The organism is Streptomyces tibetensis (assembly GCF_040647715.1).
Taxonomy (GTDB): domain Bacteria; phylum Actinomycetota; class Actinomycetes; order Streptomycetales; family Streptomycetaceae; genus Streptomyces; species Streptomyces tibetensis_A.
This window is the reverse complement of sequence record NZ_JBEZCR010000004.1, coordinates 565,857-582,654: the sequence shown is the minus strand read 5'-3', so window position 1 is coordinate 582,654 and position 16,798 is coordinate 565,857. Positions and strand designations below refer to the sequence as shown.

General features: G+C 69.4%; 17 protein-coding genes and 4 pseudogenes. 19 read left to right on the top strand and 2 right to left on the bottom strand.

Going from position 1 to position 16,798, the window contains the following annotated elements; all coding sequences use genetic code 11:
• Nucleotides 1-46: 46 nt before the first annotated feature.
• From AB0B29_RS14245 to AB0B29_RS14220, 6 genes and pseudogenes are all read left to right on the top strand, one after another.
• Nucleotides 47-790: a glycosyltransferase family 2 protein gene (locus AB0B29_RS14245; RefSeq protein ID WP_362238715.1), complete on the top strand. Its 744-nt coding sequence runs from the start codon at nucleotides 47-49 to the stop codon at nucleotides 788-790.
• Nucleotides 791-1,042: 252 nt separating this feature from the next.
• Nucleotides 1,043-1,267 (top strand): annotated as a pseudogene (locus AB0B29_RS14240) (hypothetical protein); the annotation flags it as partial.
• 18 nt (nucleotides 1,268-1,285) lie between these two features.
• A complete protein-coding gene (locus AB0B29_RS14235; RefSeq protein ID WP_362238493.1) occupies nucleotides 1,286-2,554 on the top strand; it encodes an MFS transporter in 1,269 nt (422 codons plus the stop codon).
• A gap of 45 nt (nucleotides 2,555-2,599) precedes the next feature.
• Nucleotides 2,600-2,827, top strand: a complete 228-nt coding sequence (locus AB0B29_RS14230; RefSeq protein ID WP_362238720.1) for a hypothetical protein — start codon at nucleotides 2,600-2,602, stop codon at nucleotides 2,825-2,827.
• A 208-nt stretch (nucleotides 2,828-3,035) separates the two neighbouring features.
• Complete coding sequence (locus AB0B29_RS14225) at nucleotides 3,036-3,407, top strand: hypothetical protein (RefSeq protein ID WP_362238490.1); 372 nt, start codon at nucleotides 3,036-3,038, stop codon at nucleotides 3,405-3,407.
• 43 nt (nucleotides 3,408-3,450) lie between these two features.
• Nucleotides 3,451-4,113 carry a tyrosine-type recombinase/integrase gene (locus AB0B29_RS14220; RefSeq protein ID WP_362238487.1) on the top strand — a complete coding sequence of 221 codons (663 nt, stop codon included), beginning with the start codon at nucleotides 3,451-3,453 and terminating at the stop codon, nucleotides 4,111-4,113.
• A gap of 759 nt (nucleotides 4,114-4,872) precedes the next feature.
• Here the strand turns inward: AB0B29_RS14220 and AB0B29_RS14215 are convergent.
• Both AB0B29_RS14215 and AB0B29_RS14210 read right to left on the bottom strand, forming a co-directional pair.
• Nucleotides 4,873-5,502: a class I SAM-dependent methyltransferase gene (locus AB0B29_RS14215; RefSeq protein WP_362238484.1), complete on the bottom strand. Its 630-nt coding sequence runs from the start codon at nucleotides 5,500-5,502 to the stop codon at nucleotides 4,873-4,875.
• A gap of 10 nt (nucleotides 5,503-5,512) precedes the next feature.
• Nucleotides 5,513-6,323 (bottom strand): annotated as a pseudogene (locus AB0B29_RS14210) (class I SAM-dependent methyltransferase).
• 277 nt (nucleotides 6,324-6,600) lie between these two features.
• On the opposite strand from AB0B29_RS14210, the pseudogene AB0B29_RS14205 reads away from it, so the two are divergent.
• The 13 genes and pseudogenes from AB0B29_RS14205 to AB0B29_RS14145 form a co-directional block, all read left to right on the top strand.
• Nucleotides 6,601-6,932, top strand: a pseudogene (locus tag AB0B29_RS14205) (hypothetical protein); the annotation flags it as partial.
• A 99-nt stretch (nucleotides 6,933-7,031) separates the two neighbouring features.
• Nucleotides 7,032-7,457, top strand: a complete 426-nt coding sequence (locus tag AB0B29_RS14200) for a hypothetical protein (protein ID WP_362238480.1) — start codon at nucleotides 7,032-7,034, stop codon at nucleotides 7,455-7,457.
• On the top strand, nucleotides 7,454-7,636 hold the full coding sequence (locus tag AB0B29_RS14195; protein WP_436845843.1) for a hypothetical protein: 183 nt from the start codon (nucleotides 7,454-7,456) through the stop codon (nucleotides 7,634-7,636). Before AB0B29_RS14200 ends, AB0B29_RS14195 begins: the two co-directional genes overlap by 4 nt.
• The gene (locus AB0B29_RS14190) at nucleotides 7,633-8,436 is read left to right on the top strand and encodes a DUF317 domain-containing protein (RefSeq protein ID WP_362238477.1); all 804 of its coding nucleotides are present in this window, start codon (nucleotides 7,633-7,635) and stop codon (nucleotides 8,434-8,436) included. Before AB0B29_RS14195 ends, AB0B29_RS14190 begins: the two co-directional genes overlap by 4 nt.
• Nucleotides 8,437-8,464: 28 nt before the next feature.
• Nucleotides 8,465-8,821 carry a hypothetical protein gene (locus AB0B29_RS14185; protein WP_358651978.1) on the top strand — a complete coding sequence of 119 codons (357 nt, stop codon included), beginning with the start codon at nucleotides 8,465-8,467 and terminating at the stop codon, nucleotides 8,819-8,821.
• A complete protein-coding gene (locus AB0B29_RS14180) occupies nucleotides 8,812-9,618 on the top strand; it encodes a DUF317 domain-containing protein (RefSeq protein ID WP_362238474.1) in 807 nt (268 codons plus the stop codon). Before AB0B29_RS14185 ends, AB0B29_RS14180 begins: the two co-directional genes overlap by 10 nt.
• A 73-nt stretch (nucleotides 9,619-9,691) precedes the next feature.
• A complete protein-coding gene (locus AB0B29_RS14175) occupies nucleotides 9,692-10,204 on the top strand; it encodes a hypothetical protein (RefSeq protein WP_362238471.1) in 513 nt (170 codons plus the stop codon).
• 34 nt (nucleotides 10,205-10,238) lie between these two features.
• Nucleotides 10,239-10,515, top strand: a pseudogene (locus AB0B29_RS14170) (DUF317 domain-containing protein); the annotation flags it as partial.
• Between the two features lie 65 nt (nucleotides 10,516-10,580).
• Nucleotides 10,581-12,371, top strand: a complete 1,791-nt coding sequence (locus tag AB0B29_RS14165) for a type IV secretory system conjugative DNA transfer family protein (protein WP_362238468.1) — start codon at nucleotides 10,581-10,583, stop codon at nucleotides 12,369-12,371.
• Entirely contained in the window at nucleotides 12,368-13,639 is a 1,272-nt protein-coding gene (locus AB0B29_RS14160) for a DNA cytosine methyltransferase (protein WP_362238465.1), read from the top strand. The genes AB0B29_RS14165 and AB0B29_RS14160 overlap by 4 nt, the downstream gene beginning before the upstream one ends.
• Nucleotides 13,639-14,757 carry a DnaB-like helicase N-terminal domain-containing protein gene (locus tag AB0B29_RS14155; RefSeq protein ID WP_362238462.1) on the top strand — a complete coding sequence of 373 codons (1,119 nt, stop codon included), beginning with the start codon at nucleotides 13,639-13,641 and terminating at the stop codon, nucleotides 14,755-14,757. The genes AB0B29_RS14160 and AB0B29_RS14155 overlap by 1 nt, the downstream gene beginning before the upstream one ends.
• Nucleotides 14,758-15,548: 791 nt before the next feature.
• Nucleotides 15,549-16,043 (top strand): Pycsar system effector family protein, encoded by a 495-nt coding sequence (locus AB0B29_RS14150; protein WP_362238460.1) that lies wholly within the window; start codon nucleotides 15,549-15,551, stop codon nucleotides 16,041-16,043.
• Nucleotides 16,040-16,768, top strand: a complete 729-nt coding sequence (locus tag AB0B29_RS14145; RefSeq protein WP_362238457.1) for a Crp/Fnr family transcriptional regulator — start codon at nucleotides 16,040-16,042, stop codon at nucleotides 16,766-16,768. Before AB0B29_RS14150 ends, AB0B29_RS14145 begins: the two co-directional genes overlap by 4 nt.
• Nucleotides 16,769-16,798: the final 30 nt, after the last annotated feature.

Sequence of the window (16,798 nt, the reverse complement as noted above, 5' to 3'; positions counted from 1 at the left end):
CCCTCTCGTCTTCCCGGAGCCCTCTCTGCCCCCGTACACCACGCCCCTGATCACCGTCGTCATCGCAAGCCGCCTGCGCGAAGACCGGCTGGACTACCTGACCGCAATGCACGCCAGCCTCACCCGGCAGTCCGTGCCGTGGGAGGCCGTGATCGCGCTCGACGGTGCTTCGCCCGACCGTCTGCCGGCCCCGCTCGCACAGGACCCGCGCGTTCGCACGCTGGCGCTGCCCCGTCCGGTCGGCGCCGCCTGCGCCAGGAACCTGGCCCTCGCTCACGTACGCACCCCGTACACCAACTGGGCCGACGACGATGACCTGTTCCCCGACGATGCGATGGCCGTACGGCTGAACGCCCTGGAGTCGACGAGAGTCGGCTGGTGCGCCGGCTGGAGCGAGGACCAGCACCCCGACGGCTCGACCACCCTGTGGCGCTGCCCCACGCCGCCCGGCCGGCATGAGGCCGGTGACGTGTGGGCGTACTGGAAGTCGCCTGCGGACACCATCCCCATCGGGCCGACCACGATCCTCGCCCGCACCGACCTCGTGCGCGCCGCTCCGATGGGCGGCCTCGTCCAGGGCGAGGACTACTGCGCGGCCCTCGGCGTCACCGCTCTCGCCCCCGGGATCCTGCTGCCAGTATCCGTGTACAGGTACCGCAAGTGGGACGGGCAGATGACGGCCCAGGTCGGATACGACCGGCTGGAGGCGGCTGCCCGGGAGCACGCCTGGGCGTACGGCCGCAGCCTGCGCGCCGTCCTGCGCGGTGGCGAAAACCTGGTCCGTGGCTGAGGCGCAGATCGTCCTGTCGCACAACCGGGAGTCCGGGATCGTCGCGATCGCCTCGGTCGAGCAGTACCGGTGGGCGCACACCGTCCTTCCGTGCCGGAGCAGGAGCGCCGAGCACGCGCGTGGCCGGCCATCGAGACGTGGCTCGCCGACGGCGAAACGTTCTTTCGTCAGGCCCGCATCAGCGCGCCCCATCGTCGCCCGGCCCTGCCCGTCACCGCGCCAGCCCGCCCCCTCACCACGGCCCGGCCCGCGCAGACCGTGCAGGGCCGCCAGATCCCCGCCCGCCTCTCAGCGTTGGGACGGCAGATCGAGTTCCTCACCCGTGAAGTCGAAGAGGCAGCCGAAGACCTCGGAGCGACCGTCGCCGTCCTGCCCCCGCACCGCACCCCCGTGCTACGTGCCCGCCCGCGCCCGGCCGTGGACACCACACCGCCCATGCCGCCACCCCGCGCCAGCACGACCGCCCGCCACCGCTAGACCCCGAGAAAGCACCCGTTGTCCCCGACCGCACCCCCGGCCCCGGCACCGCGCATCACCTACGGCGCGGTGCTGGGCAGCCCGTACGTCGCCCGCCTCCTCGGCGGCACCCTCACCGGCCGACTCCCCAACGGCATGGCGCCCGTCGCCATCCTCCTGTGGGCCACCACGAGCGGCAGCAGCATCGCCTTCGGCGGACTGCTCAGCGCCCTGTACGGGCTGTCCTCCTCAGTGGTGCAGCCCGTACAGGGACGCCTCATGGACCACCACGGCCAGATGGCGGTGCATCTTCCGGCCGCCGTGCTCAACTCGGCTCTCCTGGTGACCCTTCCGCTGACGGGACCGTACGGCGGATCGGGCCTCGCCACGGCCCTCGTCGTCGCCGCCGGCCTGACCACCCCGTCCCTGGAGGCCGGGCTGCGGGCCCTGTGGCCCAGCGTGCTGCCCGACGCCCGCCTTCGACACGCCGCGCTCGCCCTCGACACCGGTACGCAGGGCCTCCTGTACATCGTCGGCCCCCTGCTCGTCGCCGCCCTCGCCTCCGCGTACAACCCGAGCGTCGCGCTCACCGTCACCGCCGTCCTCGGCCTGGCCGGCACCACCGTGGTCGTCCTCGCTCCGCCATCGCGGCGCTGGCGATCGACGCCGTCAGTCGGCACCCTGCACGGTCCCGTTGGACGGCTGACCAGCCCCGGTCTGCTGCTCCTGTTCGTCTCGCTGACCGGCATCGGGTTCGCGATCGGGGCCTTTAATGTGTGGTCGATCGCCATAACCGAGGACCACGAACAGGACATGCTCTCGGGCATCATCCCCGCCGCGTTCTCCACCGGCAGCTTCCTGGGCGGCCTCGTCTACGGGCGCCGTACCTGGAGTCGGACCGCCGCCGACCGGCTGATCATCGCCAGCGCCGCGTTCCTCGCCGGATGGCTCCCGCTCGCAACCCAGCCCGCGCCGTTCGCGGCCACCGCCGCGGTCACCGTGCCTGGTGCGTTCCTGACCGTCGTGGTCGCCTGCGCCTACGCAACCACCGATGCTCTCGCCCCTGCGGGCCGGACCAGTGAGGCGTATGCGTGGCTGATCCTCTCGATCGGCGTCGGGCAGTCCGCCGGTACCGCCCTGGCCGGACGCCTCGCCGAGCAGACGCTGGCCAGCGCGGCGCTCCCCGCCGTCGGCGCGGCCTTCGCGCTCGCCGTCCTTCTCGCCGCGCGCCGACAGCTCCGCCCCACCGGGCACCGGCCGCCCGGCCGACACCGCCGCCCACTCCGAGGCTGGCACAAGACGTCCTGATCAGGGCGCACCCCCACCTTCCAACCCCTTTGAGGAGATCGAATTATGGCCGTGCGTACGCACTGGACCGTGGAGCACACCTGCTCCCACAGCGTGGATCATGACCTGTCCAATCGTCCTGCCGACAAGCGGGCGGGCTTTGCCCGTTGGCTCGCGTCGAAGGACTGCACCGACTGCTGGAAGGCGGCGCGCGACGCCGACTCCGAGTCCAAGGAGGACGTGTTGACCGAACTAAATCATGCGTATTCGCAGGTCAGAGCGCCTTTCTGCTAGCTTTCGCGCCGTGTCTGGCGAACGACGTCCCGGAAGGGACCTAAAGAACTTCGTCCTGCCTCAAGTGGGCCAATTATTGGAGACGGGAGACTGTTGGGAGCCGTACCAGGTACTGGACCCGCACGGCATACCGATCGAGGCCGTTGCGGTGTACCTCAAAGATTTGGTTGCAGCAGACGGCTCACCCCTGACTCCGCGCTCATACGGCATGGATCTGCTGCGTTGGTGGCGGTACCTTTGGGCGTTCGGGATCGAGTGGGACCGCGCGGTTCGGGAAGACGCCCGGGACTTCATGCTGTGGATGCGGCTTGCAGACAAGCCGGTGCGAATTCATTGGCGTCATCGAGGCAAGGACCCGGCAGAGATCCCAGCCTCCTCCCGGACCGTCAGGCCGGAACCCGGTACGCCGAATCCGGTGACCGGAAAGCCCTCCGTCGGCAAGAAGTACGCGCCAAGCACACGAGCGCACTGCGAGACGGTGCTGCGGTCGTTCTACGACTTCCATTTGGAGCGCAACACCGGATCGCTGCTGGTCAACCCGTTCCCGCTCGGCCCGCGCGAATGCGCACCACAGCCCTGAAAAGCCCTACAGCAACCAGCGCACCGGCCTCTACCGACCCAAGGTGCCCAAGCGGATCCCGCGGCAGATCCCCGAGGAGAAGTACACCGAGGTCTTCGCGGGCCTCCGCTCGCATCGTGACCGCGCTCTCCTGGCGTTCTGGGTCGCGACGGGGGCCCGCGCGGAGGAACTGCTTACCTCCACTCAGAACGACGCCTACGTCGGCGAGCAGACCATCGGTGTGATTCGTAAGGGCAGCCGCGCTTTCCAGGAACTCCCTGTCACTCGCGACGCGTTCGTCTGGCTGCGCCTCTACCAGGAAGAAGCCTGGAAGAAGGGCGTCCCTCGCGGACGTAAGCGGCCGCTGTGGTGGACACTGCGTCGTCCCTGGCGGCCTTTGCAGTACGACGCGGCCCGCATGATGTTCAACCGGGCCAACGAACTTCTGGGCGCGAACTGGACCCTTCACGATCTGCGGCACACTGCGACGTTCCTGATGCTGGACGACCCGGACATGCCGCCCGTCTATGTCCAGCACATCCTGGGCCACAAGTACCTGTCGACCTTGGACATCTACAACCGTCCCACCAGAGACGACATCATCACGGCCGGGCTGGCCCATCATGCCCGGCAGCAGCAGCGTCGGGAGAATCCGCCGCCGGCACCGCCAGCACCGGCCTACAACCCCGACTCTCTCAACGTCCTTTTCGGAAGGCACTTTTCGTGACCAGTCGTCTTGCCATGCTCTCTCGCCCAGCGTCGGCTACTCATCGGGGAGGAGAGGCTGCCGCTCTACTTCGAGCGTTCCCGCCTCGTTCCCGGGAAACTTCATGGCCACTGACGACAGAATCACGCGAGGCCGTCCTTGACCGCCTGGACAAGCCGCCCCTGCGAAGGGAGAACGCAGGAGTTCGGAGCTCTCAAATGGTCGGAGCCCGTCTGCTGCTGAGCTGGCTGCAGACATTCTCCGGCGAGACCTGGCAGGAACGGTTGAACGCCGCTCCTGCCTCGGCTTCCTACCACAGCTGGCAGCAAGGCATCCTGGCCTGGGCGTCTACCCTCGGCAGGAGCCCCAGCCGTACTGCGCTCAGGTCTGGCCTGCTGGCTTTGATTTGTGCGGATGTCATCCGCCCCAGCATGGAATGGTTGGCCGGGAATTCATCGAGATACCTGCGGCCCGCTATTGCCGCTACCCGCAACCCCACTGGATTTGCCCGCTTGGCAAGTGACGCCTCTGGACACGACCGGGCCGACCGCAACAGCTCAGAAGCGTATAAGTTCATCGCCCAAATCGTCGCCGCTTACGGCGGCGGCGTCGACGACATTGTCGTAGGCGACCTGCTGACTCATCCGAAGCTGCTGAAGCTAAGGGTTTCGCATGACCAGACTAGAGCCAGTCTGACAATTCACGTTAGATCAGCGAACCCCTGCCGAGCCGGCAGTCCCGAGGTGTGCCGACAGTTCGGCAGGTATAACCGGGCAGGACCTACGAGCTGCGGGCCAACAAATGAGCGTCGAGGAAGCCCCGCTCGGAGGCCGGATCGTGGAGCAGCCGGGCGAAGGAAACGAGCCCGGCATCGGCCAGCAGTTCAGCGAGGCGATCCGTCGGCCAACTGTAGGCAGGCGCCACCTTGTGGTCGAACCGGACCGGTTCCTGTCCGTCGGTCCCGAAGAAGGAGACCAGGAACAGACCACCTGGCGCCAGGACGCGCACCTGTTCGGCAAGCAGCTCCGGCAGTTCTTCCGGAGGGGTGTGGATCATCGAGTAGTGGGCCAGTACCCCGCCGAGCGCGCCATCCTCGATCGGCATGGATTCCATCCGCGCCTCCTGGAAGCTCAGCGCTGGATGGGACCGCCGCGCGTGGTCGACCATGCCGGGAGAGAGGTCGAGTCCGAAGGCGTCCAGGCCCAGTTCGTGCAGCATGGCTGTCAGATGTCCGGGCCCGCACCCGACGTCCGCTGCCCGCAGGTTGCCCGTAGCGCGCACCAGTTCGGCGAAGGTGCCGATCATGGCCCGGCCGAACGGCTGCGTCTCCAGCCGGTCTGCGAACAGCGATGCGTACAGCTCGACGACTCCGTCATAGGCCGCCCTGGTCTCGTCCTGATGATTCGCCACGGGCAGGACTCTATCTAGAGAGCTCCGGCTCAGACGTGCCTCGCGCCTTAGTCGCGGCTGGCGACCACCAGGTATCCATCGTTCTCGGGGGCGAAGGTGGTGGACTGCACCGTGAGCCCGACACTCCGCAGCTGCGCCACGAGGTCCTCGTACCGGTAGGGCCAGATGGACAACCGCTCCGAGCAGGCTCGCACTACCCCTTCCGGCTCGATCTGGGCGACCACGATCTCAAGGAAGTGTTCCTGCTCCCAGCGCTGCTCGATCTGCCAGTAGTAGCTGACGACCGCATCGCGGTCGTTGCGGCGGATGAGTCGATCGCGGACGTCTACCCGTGAGCCGGCGGAGCGCACGAGCTCCCAGTTGCGTGAGTGGAGCACAAGGCGTCCGCCCGGATTCAGCAGCCGCGACATCGCTTCCAGTGCGGTCAGGCGCCCCGCTGCGCCCTCGGCGTGCCCGAGCGAATTGCCGACGCAGAACACCAGATCGAACGTGGAGTCCTCCAGGTGGTCGGGCAGCTCATCCCAACTCGCGCGGAGGGCTCGAAGCGAGACACCCTGCTCGTCGGCGACCTTCTCGGTCCGGCGAACCATCCCATCACTGGCGTCTGCGGCAACCACGTCAAGGCCAAGACTCGCGAGACCGACGGCGAGCTGACCGGTCCCACACGCGCAGTCGAGGACGCGTGCGTTGGGCGGCAGAGAACCCACGACATCGCTGTAGTAAACCGCGACTGCCTTGGCGGGGGTCAACCTGTCGTCCCCGATCAGCCACTCGTATACGTCGGAAAGCGCCCCATAACCAGCCACCGCGTTAACCTCCATCACTCGACGACGCGCGGGCTAGACCGCCCTGTGCCGGGCCGTGTCAGCGAAGCATTGAGCAGGACCCAACCACTTCCGGCCGCTGAGACTCCACCGGATTTCGTGGGAGACCGCGGCACGCCGCACCGATGCAGGTCCCCACCCCGCCGGCGTCCCATCGGCCACGTGGGGACCGCGGCCGGCAAGCGCGCGTGCACAGCCATCCAAACTGGTTGTTGAAACGCCGCGTTCGGATGAAGGAGCGCCAGCGACCGCCTCTACTGCCAAGTAGTTCGGAGAAGAGTGGCTCGCGGCCAAGCGGGCCGAGGAGCAGGAGGCAGCCGTCGCGTGGGCGAAGCAGTTCGACATGCCGCGGTTGGAGGGCCCCCAGAGAAGGCCCTTGGCTGGGGCGAGCGCTCCCGCCACCAGCTGATGACGGCCGCGCACACCGCGCTCGTCGTCGAGGGCACTTGGGACGAGGCGGACTGGGCGGAGCTGGAGGAGAAGGCCCGCTCCGTCACCCGTGCTGGATGGTGGATCGACCAGCGGGACGCCGAAGGCACTGACCTGCTCGAACTCCTCGACGCGGCCAGTGAGGCGGACTGCGGGACGGATAACCCGTTCCGCTGACGGCGGGGCAACATAGCTGGGAAACGCCGGTTAGCCAAACCGGCGTTCCTCCGGACTATTGATGCTCCCACCCCGCCAGCAATCGCGTGGAAGGAACTCATGTCCCAGCCCCCGTCCGCCTCGGCGTTCGCACCGACGCCCGACCCGCTCACCCCCGACCGGGACATCACCCACGCCCATTTCCAGGCCGGTGACACCGTCGTCGTCCTGAAGGGGGTGGCCGGCGGAGAACTGTGGGGCAACGCGATGCGCGTCGTGGCCCCTTCCTGGCACACCCCGACCGACGAGGACGGGTGGCGGCTGCGTGATGCGACCGGCGGCGCCCAGTCCTACGTCACCGCCCACCCTCGCTACCTCGTGCACCTCTCACGCCGCTGCCCTGACTGCCTGATCTATCTACGGGCCATGGAGGACTCCCTCCTCGCACGGTTCGCCGACCGCGACGAGCTGATCGACTGCGGCTGGTACACCACCACCGCCCTGGGCCAGCTCGTGCACATCGCCGACATCCGGGGCGGCCGTTGATCCCCCGCCTGCACGAGCGGACCCACCGGCCCCACCACCCGCTCGAAGAGGCGCTGGGGCGGCCGGTCTCACCGAACGAGGGCCTGACGGAACACACGATCGCCGCCCACTGGCCCGGCCTGGATTACTTCACCCTGGACGACGAGCAGAAGACCTGGACGATCCGGCGCCGCCGGTGAAGAAGAAGCAGTGGCAGGGCTGGGGACCCGACGAGCAGGCCGAGCAGCACTACCTCGTCCAGCCCCGCGCCCTGGCCGGCGGCGGCGACGTCCGGCACGTCTCGGAGTTCCTGCGCGCCTCCGGCTGGAGGGACAAGTCCAAGACGGGCGGCCCCCTGCGCATGGAGAGCCCGGACCGCACCGTCCGCATCGCCTACGACCCCTACGTCCTCCCCGGCGGATGGACCATCCACGGCCACGCAGACGGAGCGAACGGCGAGTGGTCCGCCCACCTGGGCCGACAAACGCCGGTGGAGATCGTCGCCGGCCTGACCGACGCCCTCACCCGCCACCGCTCCGCCCACGCCCCCAACGTCTGGGCCCCTCTGCAGGAGCAGAACTGGCACACGCGCTTCGAGGGCCAGGACTACATGGCGACGAGCCCCGACGGCACCGCGTGGATGCAGTACCGGCCAAGCCCCGACGGGGCGGTGATGTGGTGGACCGGAGCGCAGGACAAGCAGGGCAACGGCTGGACGGCCAACTTCACGCCGAACACCCCGATGCACCTGGTGCAAGCCTTCTCCACCGAACTCGCCAGCCCGGACCCCGTGATGCGCCCGCGCGGACGCGTGCCGCACAGCGCGCAGATCCGTACCTGGTCGATGTCCGTGAAGCCCTCCCAGCTCAGTGCGTGGCAGCAGGCCCGCATCACGGCCGCCCGCGCCGCCACCTGGGCCCGCAACAGCGCCCGTAGCACCAGACCGCGCACCAGTGCCCGTCCCTACACCTCGACCGGCGGCGCACGCACCCGCCGCTGACCGCAATAGCCCCGCCCCGAGGAACCCGATGCCCGCACTCACCCCGGACACCATCCGCACGCTGACCGAAACGCTCGCGGACCTCACCGACTACCTGCGCGAGAACCCCGACCCCGCAGAAGCCCTCGCCCTGGTCGAGCCCCTCCTCGACGAGTACACGGGCCTGCCCGTCCAGTTCGCCGACACGCTGCGCGCCCTCGCCCGCGCCGTTCAGGAGAACCCTGACGCGCCGCGCACGGCGCAGGGCGACTTGCTGATCACCGAGCTGCGCACGGCCGCGTGGGAACTGGCCGACCAGCACACCCTCCACTACGTGCTGGACGATCTCCGTGACCTGTACGGCAGTTCGCCGACGAGCGAGCAGGGGTGCTGCTGGTGCCGCTGAGCGAACGGCAGCTCGTCGCCTTCGCCGACAAGCACGCCGTGCAGATCCCGTACGACACCAGCCCCCGCCACCTCGCCGGCCCCGGAGACGCCCGCCACGTTACCCACGGCCTGGCCGCCGCCGGATGGAACGCCGTCTCCGACACCCTGAGCGCCGAGATCATCCTGGCAAGCCCTGACCTTCGCCACCGGCTCCAGTTCGACCCGCAATCCCGCACCTCGGCGTGGTGGCGGCAACGGGCGGAGCCCGTCGGCACCGAGCCCAGCTGGTACGCCGAGTTCGGCGAACTCGTGCCCGCCGAGGTCCTCGCCGCCTTCACCGACGCCCTCACCGCCCCGCCGCCAAAGCAGCCGGACCCGTGGCAGCAGGTGACCTCGGCAGGATGGCACCACGAGCCAGACGGCGCGCGCTCGCCGGACTCCATGTGCCACATCGAACTGCGGCCGTTGAGCGAATTCCACGACCGGTCGTCCTGGCACATCGAGACCCGCGAGCCCGTTTCCGGCCCGCGCATCTGGCACGCCTACCTCGACGAGCACACCCCCGCTCACCTGGTCAGCGCGTTCCTCACCGCGCTGACCGACCGCAGCCCGCTCCAGCGCGGCATGTTCGAACGCACCGGCCACTACAGCGCCGTACAGGAACCCAGCACACTGCGCCCGCAGCAGGTGGTCGACGCCCACGCCACGCGCATCAAGCATCTACGCGCCCAGGCACGCTCAGCCCGCCGCCAGCAGACGAAACCCGCGACGATCCCGGCGCACGCCAGTACCGCGCAGCCGGCCGCTCGCCGCTGACCTGACAGGACCCCTCCCCATCTCCCGAGACCACCACGCACACCGCGACTTCCTGCGCCACCTCGACCACTACGTGCGGGACAGCCAGAAGATCCTCGACGCCTGGGACGCCTACTCCGACGAGCACACCGGCCTCGACGGCTGGCCCTACGACGACCACGCCTACGGCATGCGCAAGAGCCAGCGCGATGCCGACACCGCCGAGGCGTTCGAGCCGCTCCGCTACGGCGCCCGGCACCTGCTGGCGACCGCCGAGACACAGCTGGCCCAGCTGCCGGAGAACACGGTGCAGAGCCGCTGGGTATACCAGCTGGGCGTCCTGCACACGGCCCTCGACCGTCTCGACGAACTGCACGAGCAATGGCTGCTCACCCGCGACGCCCTGCCCGCCACCGCTAAGCCCGGCACCGCCGAATTCGACGACGCCCTCGCCGAACATCACGCCGAATCCTGGAGCTACCTCGACGACTGGGCCACCCACGGCAAAGCGCTCCGGGAGATCAACACCGCAGCCCGCAAGGCCCCCTCATCCCTGGTTCCCATGCCAGCCCTCGCACCCTTGCGAGGAACCGCGGCACGGAAGTAGGGCCCCGACTCCCGAGACCGTCGAGGTCGACTTCATCACCCCGCGCCACCTCGCCGGCGGCGGTGACACCGCCTGGATCACCGTTCCCCTCCACCGTGCCTGCGGATGGAGCCACGGCAACGACCCCCTGATGCCACGCGTCCTGCTCTCCAGCCCCGACCAGAAGCCCCACCTGCGCCCGACCCCGACGACCAGTGGTGGCCCTGCACCACGTCGCCGAGCCGGACCGGCCCGCCTGGTACGCCAGCTTCGGCGCCCGCACGGCCGTCAAACTGATCGCCGCCTTCACCGACGCCCTCACGCCGAGGGCCTCCAGCGCCACCCAGGCACGGCCGCAGCCGCTAACCCTCCCTCCCCGCCCGGAAGCACATAGCCCTTGCCCCCTTCCTCCTCCAGCAGCAACACCGACGGATACGACCTCGTCCTGCGCCTCCTCCTCGGGGTGCTCGCCGTCGTCGTCCCCCTGTCCCACTTGGCCTGGCTGTCCGGCAACATCACCGCCTACCTCACCGGCACCAGCTGGGCCCCCTACCAGCCGACCAACACCCTGCTCCACCCCGAGCAGGTCTGGCCCGACGCAGGAGAAACGTCCCTGCTGATCGGTGCCCGCATCGTCCCCGTTCTCCTGCTCCTCGCTCTCGGGGCAGGGGCTGGCGTCCTGTGGGCCCGGCACAAGAACCGAAGCGGCGGCCGGAAGAAGATCAACGACATGGCCAAGGCCCGGGACATTGAGCCGCTGATGGCCAAAGCGATCACCGACAAAGCCCGCTCCCTGCGCCCCAGCCTGAAGGACAGCAAGCACATCGACGCGAAGGACACCGGCATCCTTCTCGGCAACCTGCAGGGCAGCCGCCACGAGGTACGGATGGGGTTCGAGGACGTCGCCGTCGCGATCATGGCGCCCCGGTCCGGCAAGACCACCTCGCTCGCCATCCCGTCCATGCTCGGCGCACCCGGCCCGGTCCTGCTGACGTCGAACAAGGCCGCCGGCGACGCCTTCACCACCGCCTATGAGGCAAGGGCCCGGGCGGGGGCGGTATGGACCATGGATCCACAGCAGATCGCGCATGCCGCCCGCGAGATGTGGTGGAACCCTCTCGCCAGCGCGACCACCTTGGACGGGGCGAACCGTCTGGCCGGACACTTCCTCGCGGCCTCGGTGGACGCCTCCCAGCACGGCGACTTCTGGTCGAAGGCCGGCAGCAACATCTTGTCCCAGCTGCTCTTGGCCGCGGCGCTCGACGAGCGGCCCATCACCGACATCATGCAGTGGCTCGCCTTCCCCGCCGACCGCACTCCGCTGGACATCCTGCGCGACCACGACTTCGCCGCCGTCGCCGCTCAGCTCAAGGGCACCGTCGAGGGACCGCCCGAGACTCGAGACGGCATCTACGAGACAGCCCGGCAGTACGCCTCCGCGCTCCTGAACGCGGAAATCGCCGCGTGGGTGACCCCCCAGAAGGACGTCCCGGAATTCCGCCCGGAGCAGTTCGTCACGTCCACCGACACGCTGTTCCTACTCAGCAAGGACGGTGGCGGCGGAGCCTCGGCGCTGATCGCCGCGTGCGCGGACTCGGTGATGCGGGCCGCGACCGCGCAGGCCGAACGTGCCGGCGGGCGCCTGGATCCGCCCATGCTGGCGATCCTCGACGAGGCCGCCAACGTGTGCAAGATCAGCGACTTGCCAGACCTGTACTCCCACCTCGGCAGCCGCGGGATCATCCCGATCACGATCCTGCAGTCCTACCGCCAGGGCCAGAAGGTCTGGGGAGACGCGGGCATGGACGCCATGTGGTCCGCCTCGACTGTCAAGGTGATCGGCAGCGGTATTGACGACCCGGACTTCGCGGACAAGCTCAGCCGCCTGATCGGCGACCACGACGTGGAGACCACGTCCACCTCGCACTCGGAGTCCGGCAAGAGCACGTCAGTGTCGATGCGGCAGGAACGGATCCTGCCCGCTGACGCGATCCGCGCCCTGCCCAAGGGCACCGCGCTCTGCTTCGCCACCGGCATGCGCGCCGCCATGCTCGACCTCCGGCCGTGGTATCGGGAGCCCGGCGCGGAGGAACTGTCCGCGGCGTCCGCCCGCGCATCGCAAGCGATCACCGCCCGCGCCGTCGCGAAGCACGCGCCGACACAGTCCGACTTCGGGCTGGCCACGTGATACTCGACCTCTTCGCGGGGCCGGGCGGCTGGAGCCGGGCGCTGCACGTCCTCGGCGTGCGCGACATCGGGCTGGAATGGGACGAGTGGGCGTGCAAGACCCGGGCTGCGACTGGGCAGTTGACGATCCGCACCGACGTGGCAATGTATCCGACCTGGCCCTTCATCGGCCGCACCCGCGGAATGATCGCTTCCCCTCCGTGCCAGGCGTGGAGCATGGCCGGCAAACGCCTCGGCCTGCTCGACCAGCCTCTGGTGCACGCGGCGGTCGAGGACCTGGCCGCCGGACGCGACTCCCGCGAACGCCTCCTCGCCGCATGCCGCGACGAGCGCTCCCTGCTCGCAGCCGAGCCGATGCGCTATCTGTACGCCCTGAACACGGTCGGCGAGCGCGACTGGGTCGCCATGGAGGAAGTGCCGCACGTCCTGCCCTTGTGGAAGCAGTACGCGGCCGTCCTGCGCGGGTGGGGGTTCTCCGTCTGGTACGGGATCCTCAACGCGGCCGACTTCGGCGTCCCGCAGACCAGGAAGCGGGCGATACTCCTGGCCTCCCGCGTCCGTACGGCGCAGCCTCCTACCCCCACGCACTCCCAACTGGCCGAACCGGAGTCGCTGTTCGGTCCCGGCCGCGCCCGCTGGGTCAGCATGGCCGAGGCCCTAGGATGGGGCGCGACCGACCGGCCAGTTCCCACCGTCTGCGCTGGCGGCGGGCCCGGCGGCGGACCAGAACCGTTCCCCTCGGGCTCCCGCAAGACGCTGTCCGACGCCCGGCAGCGCGGCACCTGGACGCCCAGGCCGGACGGAGTGTTCCTGCAATCCCGCCGCGAAGGCGCTGGATGGGTGGCGCGGCACGGCACCCGCGAGAACCGGGCCGCCGACACTCCGGCGCCGACGTTCACCGCCGAGGCCCACCGCTGGTCTTGGTCCCTGCGCAGCAACAATCAGGCCAACGCCACCGTCCGTCCACTGTCCGAGCCGGCTGGCACGCTGTTCTTCGGGCACCGCGCGAACGAGTGCACATGGGTCGTCGAACCCGCCTCACCGCCAGCCGAAGAAGCCGATGGGCCAGCCGTTCCCGAGCCGATCCGGATCACCGCCCGCGAGGCCGGCCTCCTGCAGACCTTCCCTGCCGACTACCCCTGGGCCGGTAATAAGGGCCAGCAATTCTCCCAGATCGGCAACGCCGTTCCCCCACTGCTCGCCGGCCAGCTCCTCGCCCCGCACCTCGGCGTCACCCTCGACCCCGACGACTTCACCCTCGCCGCCTGATGCCCCACGCCCGCGAACCCGACGAAGACGACCTCGACGCCATCACACCGCCCCAGCCGGTGTTCCACGTCGAGCAGGCGCTCCTCGGGGCCCTCCTCCTCGACCCGCACCGCCTGGACGACGTGAGCGGCATCGCCGCCGACTCGTTCTCCACCGCCGAGCACGCTGCCTTGTACGCCGCGATCACCACCCTGCCGCGGCCCGACCCCGCCGAGCACGCGAGGAACACCAAGTGGATCGACCGCGTGCTCGCCGAGGGCCGGGAGCAGGCGCGCGGGCTGACCGCCTCCTACCTGCACGCCCTCGTCCAGGTCTGCCCTTGGCCCAGCCACGCCCCCGCCTACGCTCGGATGGTCGAGGCGGAGCACGCCCGCCGCCGCCTGCTGACGGCCGCCGAACGCCTCATCCACACCGTCCACGACGTCTCCCTCCCTCACCCCGTCCAGACGGTTCTCGCCGAGGCCGATGCGCTCGCCGCGGTCGTGGACGACATCGCAGCCCGCTTCCCGCCGCGCGCAGGCGTGCTGCCCCGCACCGCGGCACCATCGCCGCCCGTCGCGCCCGACCCCGCAGAGGCCGTCGAGGAGGAGCAGATGCTGCTCGCCACCGCAACGGCCTACCCCTCCGACATCGAAGCCGCCTGGTGGTTGCTCCCCGACGACCTCACCCTGCCGCTGCACGCCGGTCTGTGGCAGTGCCTGACCGGCCTTGCCCGCCGCCGCGAGCCCGTCGACCCCGTCACGGTCCTGTGGGAAGCCCAGCAGCGCGGCGTGCTGGACGGCGGCAGTGAACCGGGCAAGGTCCTCCGCATGCTGGCCGAACCGGCCGGTTCCGTCGAGCACTGGGGCGAGCGGGCCCTGCAGCGCTCTTTCCTGGTCACGGCCGAGCACACCGGTCGTCGCATCAAGGCGTACGCCGACGACCCGGCGAACACTCCGTTCCAGCTCGTCGTCGGCGCCCGCCGAGCCCTCGCCGACATCGCCGCCGTCCGCACCCGCTGGCAGCACGCCACCGGAGCCACCCCGCCACAGCGGCGGCGACCGGCGCCCACCATCCGCGCCGGCCCGCCGACCACCACGGTCGCGCACGCCGCCCGGTCCACACGAGCACCCCGATAGCCCCCCGCGTACACCGGTGGCCGGACCCCAAGGCCCGGGCACGGCAGAAGAGACGAGACCCCTACGTGACTTCCGCCATCGACGCCCACGTCCGCCTCGACACCCACCCCACTCACCCGAGCGCCGTGACCGCCCTCCTGACCGGCAGTCAGGCCCGCGTCGTTGCCGACTGGAGCGTCGCCGCCGACAACATCCTGGTCCCTGGCCCGCATCGATCACGAGGAGTCTCAATGACTGAGTCAAGCCACCTGCATGGTCTATGGCAGAGCGCCGAAGCCCAGGTCTTGCCAGTGCAGCTACCGCCGCCTCGCCGTGCAAAGGCGCGGAACTGTACGAATCCCTCGTTCGCTCCCCCGCCATCGCGAACTTCCTGGGCTGGGACGAGAGCGACGTGCCAGGCGCCCCGCTGAGGTTGGCCGGACGCTACACAACACGCGACAGCTCCGGTTCAGGGCCTGCCCTGCGGTCGTGCGGTCCTAACTCGCACGGAACGGTGAACGGCGAGCCACTGCCGGATCCGGCTTAGCGGGGTCGGAACCCCCACCTTCCGAACTGGTCGGGTTGCCGCCCTGCCCTTGTGCTGTCAAGTCTTGGCGCCTCCGGAGGGTGGACAGCCTGAGCCGGATCCCGCTCGAAGTCGCGCGCCAGGACCTGGCTTCGCACTCCGCTCCGGCAAATGCTCATTCTCGGCCATAGAGCGACAAGCAGGTTTTCCGCCCCCTTGCTGTGCTCAGACTTCAGCCCGAGGACCGGCGGATGAACGCCCGGTCGGCAGCTAGGGGGACGGCTGAATGGCGGATGAGCCGACTGAGACCGCGTGGCGTATTCAAGCAGCTGTTGCAGATTGGACGGCCAAGGCTGATGCGAAGGCGTCGTTCGCCCTGACGATGCAGTCCACGGCGTTGGCTGTCTTGGGGCTGCTTGCGACTTCCAAGCGAGCGGTAGGTGATCTCGACTCCCCTGTGCCACGGCTGTTGTTGTGGGTCGGGGTCCTGCTCATGGTGGCAGGAGTCAGCTGCGCGGCTTGGGCGATCTCACCCAACCTCCGTAAGGAGCGACGGGGGCCAGAGATGAGCGACGACTTCCTGTACTTCGGGCACGTTCGGCACCTCGACCCGGCAGTGCTGGAAGCGGCGCTGCGGGACAAAGATCCCCTGCCGTCGCTGTCCCGGCAAGTGGTGGTGATGAGCGAGATCGCCTGGAACAAGCACCGCCGGGTGCAGTGGTCGCTGATATTGGCGGTCGCGGGCTGCGCCGCCTTCGGCCTGGCGACCGTGGTCGCATGACGCACCGGGAGGGCACTGTGATGAACTTCCGCTCCCTGGTATCCGCCGACGTATGGCGTGACTTGATCGACCGAGGACGGCGGCGGACCTATCCGTCCAACGCCGTGCTCCTCGCCCAGGGCGAGTCGCCCGACTGCGTGATCGCACTGGTCGACGGTCTGGTGAAGGTCGCGCAGAGCAATGAATGCGGCGACGAGTTGACTCTGATGCTGCGTGGGCCAGGCGAAGTCTTGGGGGAAATGGGCGCCTTGCTCGGCCGCCCCCGCTCGGCCACCGTCAGGGCGGCACGCCGGTGTACCGGAGTCGTACTGCCCGCTCATGCCTTCCGTGGCTACGTGGAACGCCACCGTCTGGAGACGGTCATCTACCAACTGACCGTCGAACGGCTCAACAGCCACGAACGCTTACGGGCTGACCTGGTTCACCTGCCTACCCTCGCCCGTGTGGCCCGGGTGGTAAGTCACCTCGCGGACGAAGTCGGCCACTCCCAGGGGACGACCGGCACGCTGGTAGAACTGGGCATGCCCCGTGCAGAGCTCGCCACGATGGCGGCGATGCGACGCTCGTCCGCACTTGCAGCCCTGGGCGAGCTTCAGGCCGCCGGCATCCTCGCACTCGGCCGTCGGCGCCTAATCATCACAGATGTGGACCGTCTCAGAGCGGTCGCCCGAGGCGAGGAGCCGCCCGGCGGCAAGAGCCGCCAGGATGCCACCCCCGCGATGTGACTCACCGCACCCCCGTACCGTCCAACGCTG

Coding starts and splice junctions, on each gene's coding strand:
- AB0B29_RS14230 (WP_362238720.1), top strand. CDS start 2,600: ATGGCCGTGCGTACGCACTGGACCGTGGAGCACACCTGCTCCCACAGC.
- AB0B29_RS14225 (WP_362238490.1), top strand. CDS start 3,036: ATGGATCTGCTGCGTTGGTGGCGGTACCTTTGGGCGTTCGGGATCGAG.
- AB0B29_RS14200 (WP_362238480.1), top strand. CDS start 7,032: ATGTCCCAGCCCCCGTCCGCCTCGGCGTTCGCACCGACGCCCGACCCG.
- AB0B29_RS14185 (WP_358651978.1), top strand. CDS start 8,465: ATGCCCGCACTCACCCCGGACACCATCCGCACGCTGACCGAAACGCTC.
- AB0B29_RS14155 (WP_362238462.1), top strand. CDS start 13,639: ATGCCCCACGCCCGCGAACCCGACGAAGACGACCTCGACGCCATCACA.
- AB0B29_RS14150 (WP_362238460.1), top strand. CDS start 15,549: ATGGCGGATGAGCCGACTGAGACCGCGTGGCGTATTCAAGCAGCTGTT.
- AB0B29_RS14145 (WP_362238457.1), top strand. CDS start 16,040: ATGACGCACCGGGAGGGCACTGTGATGAACTTCCGCTCCCTGGTATCC.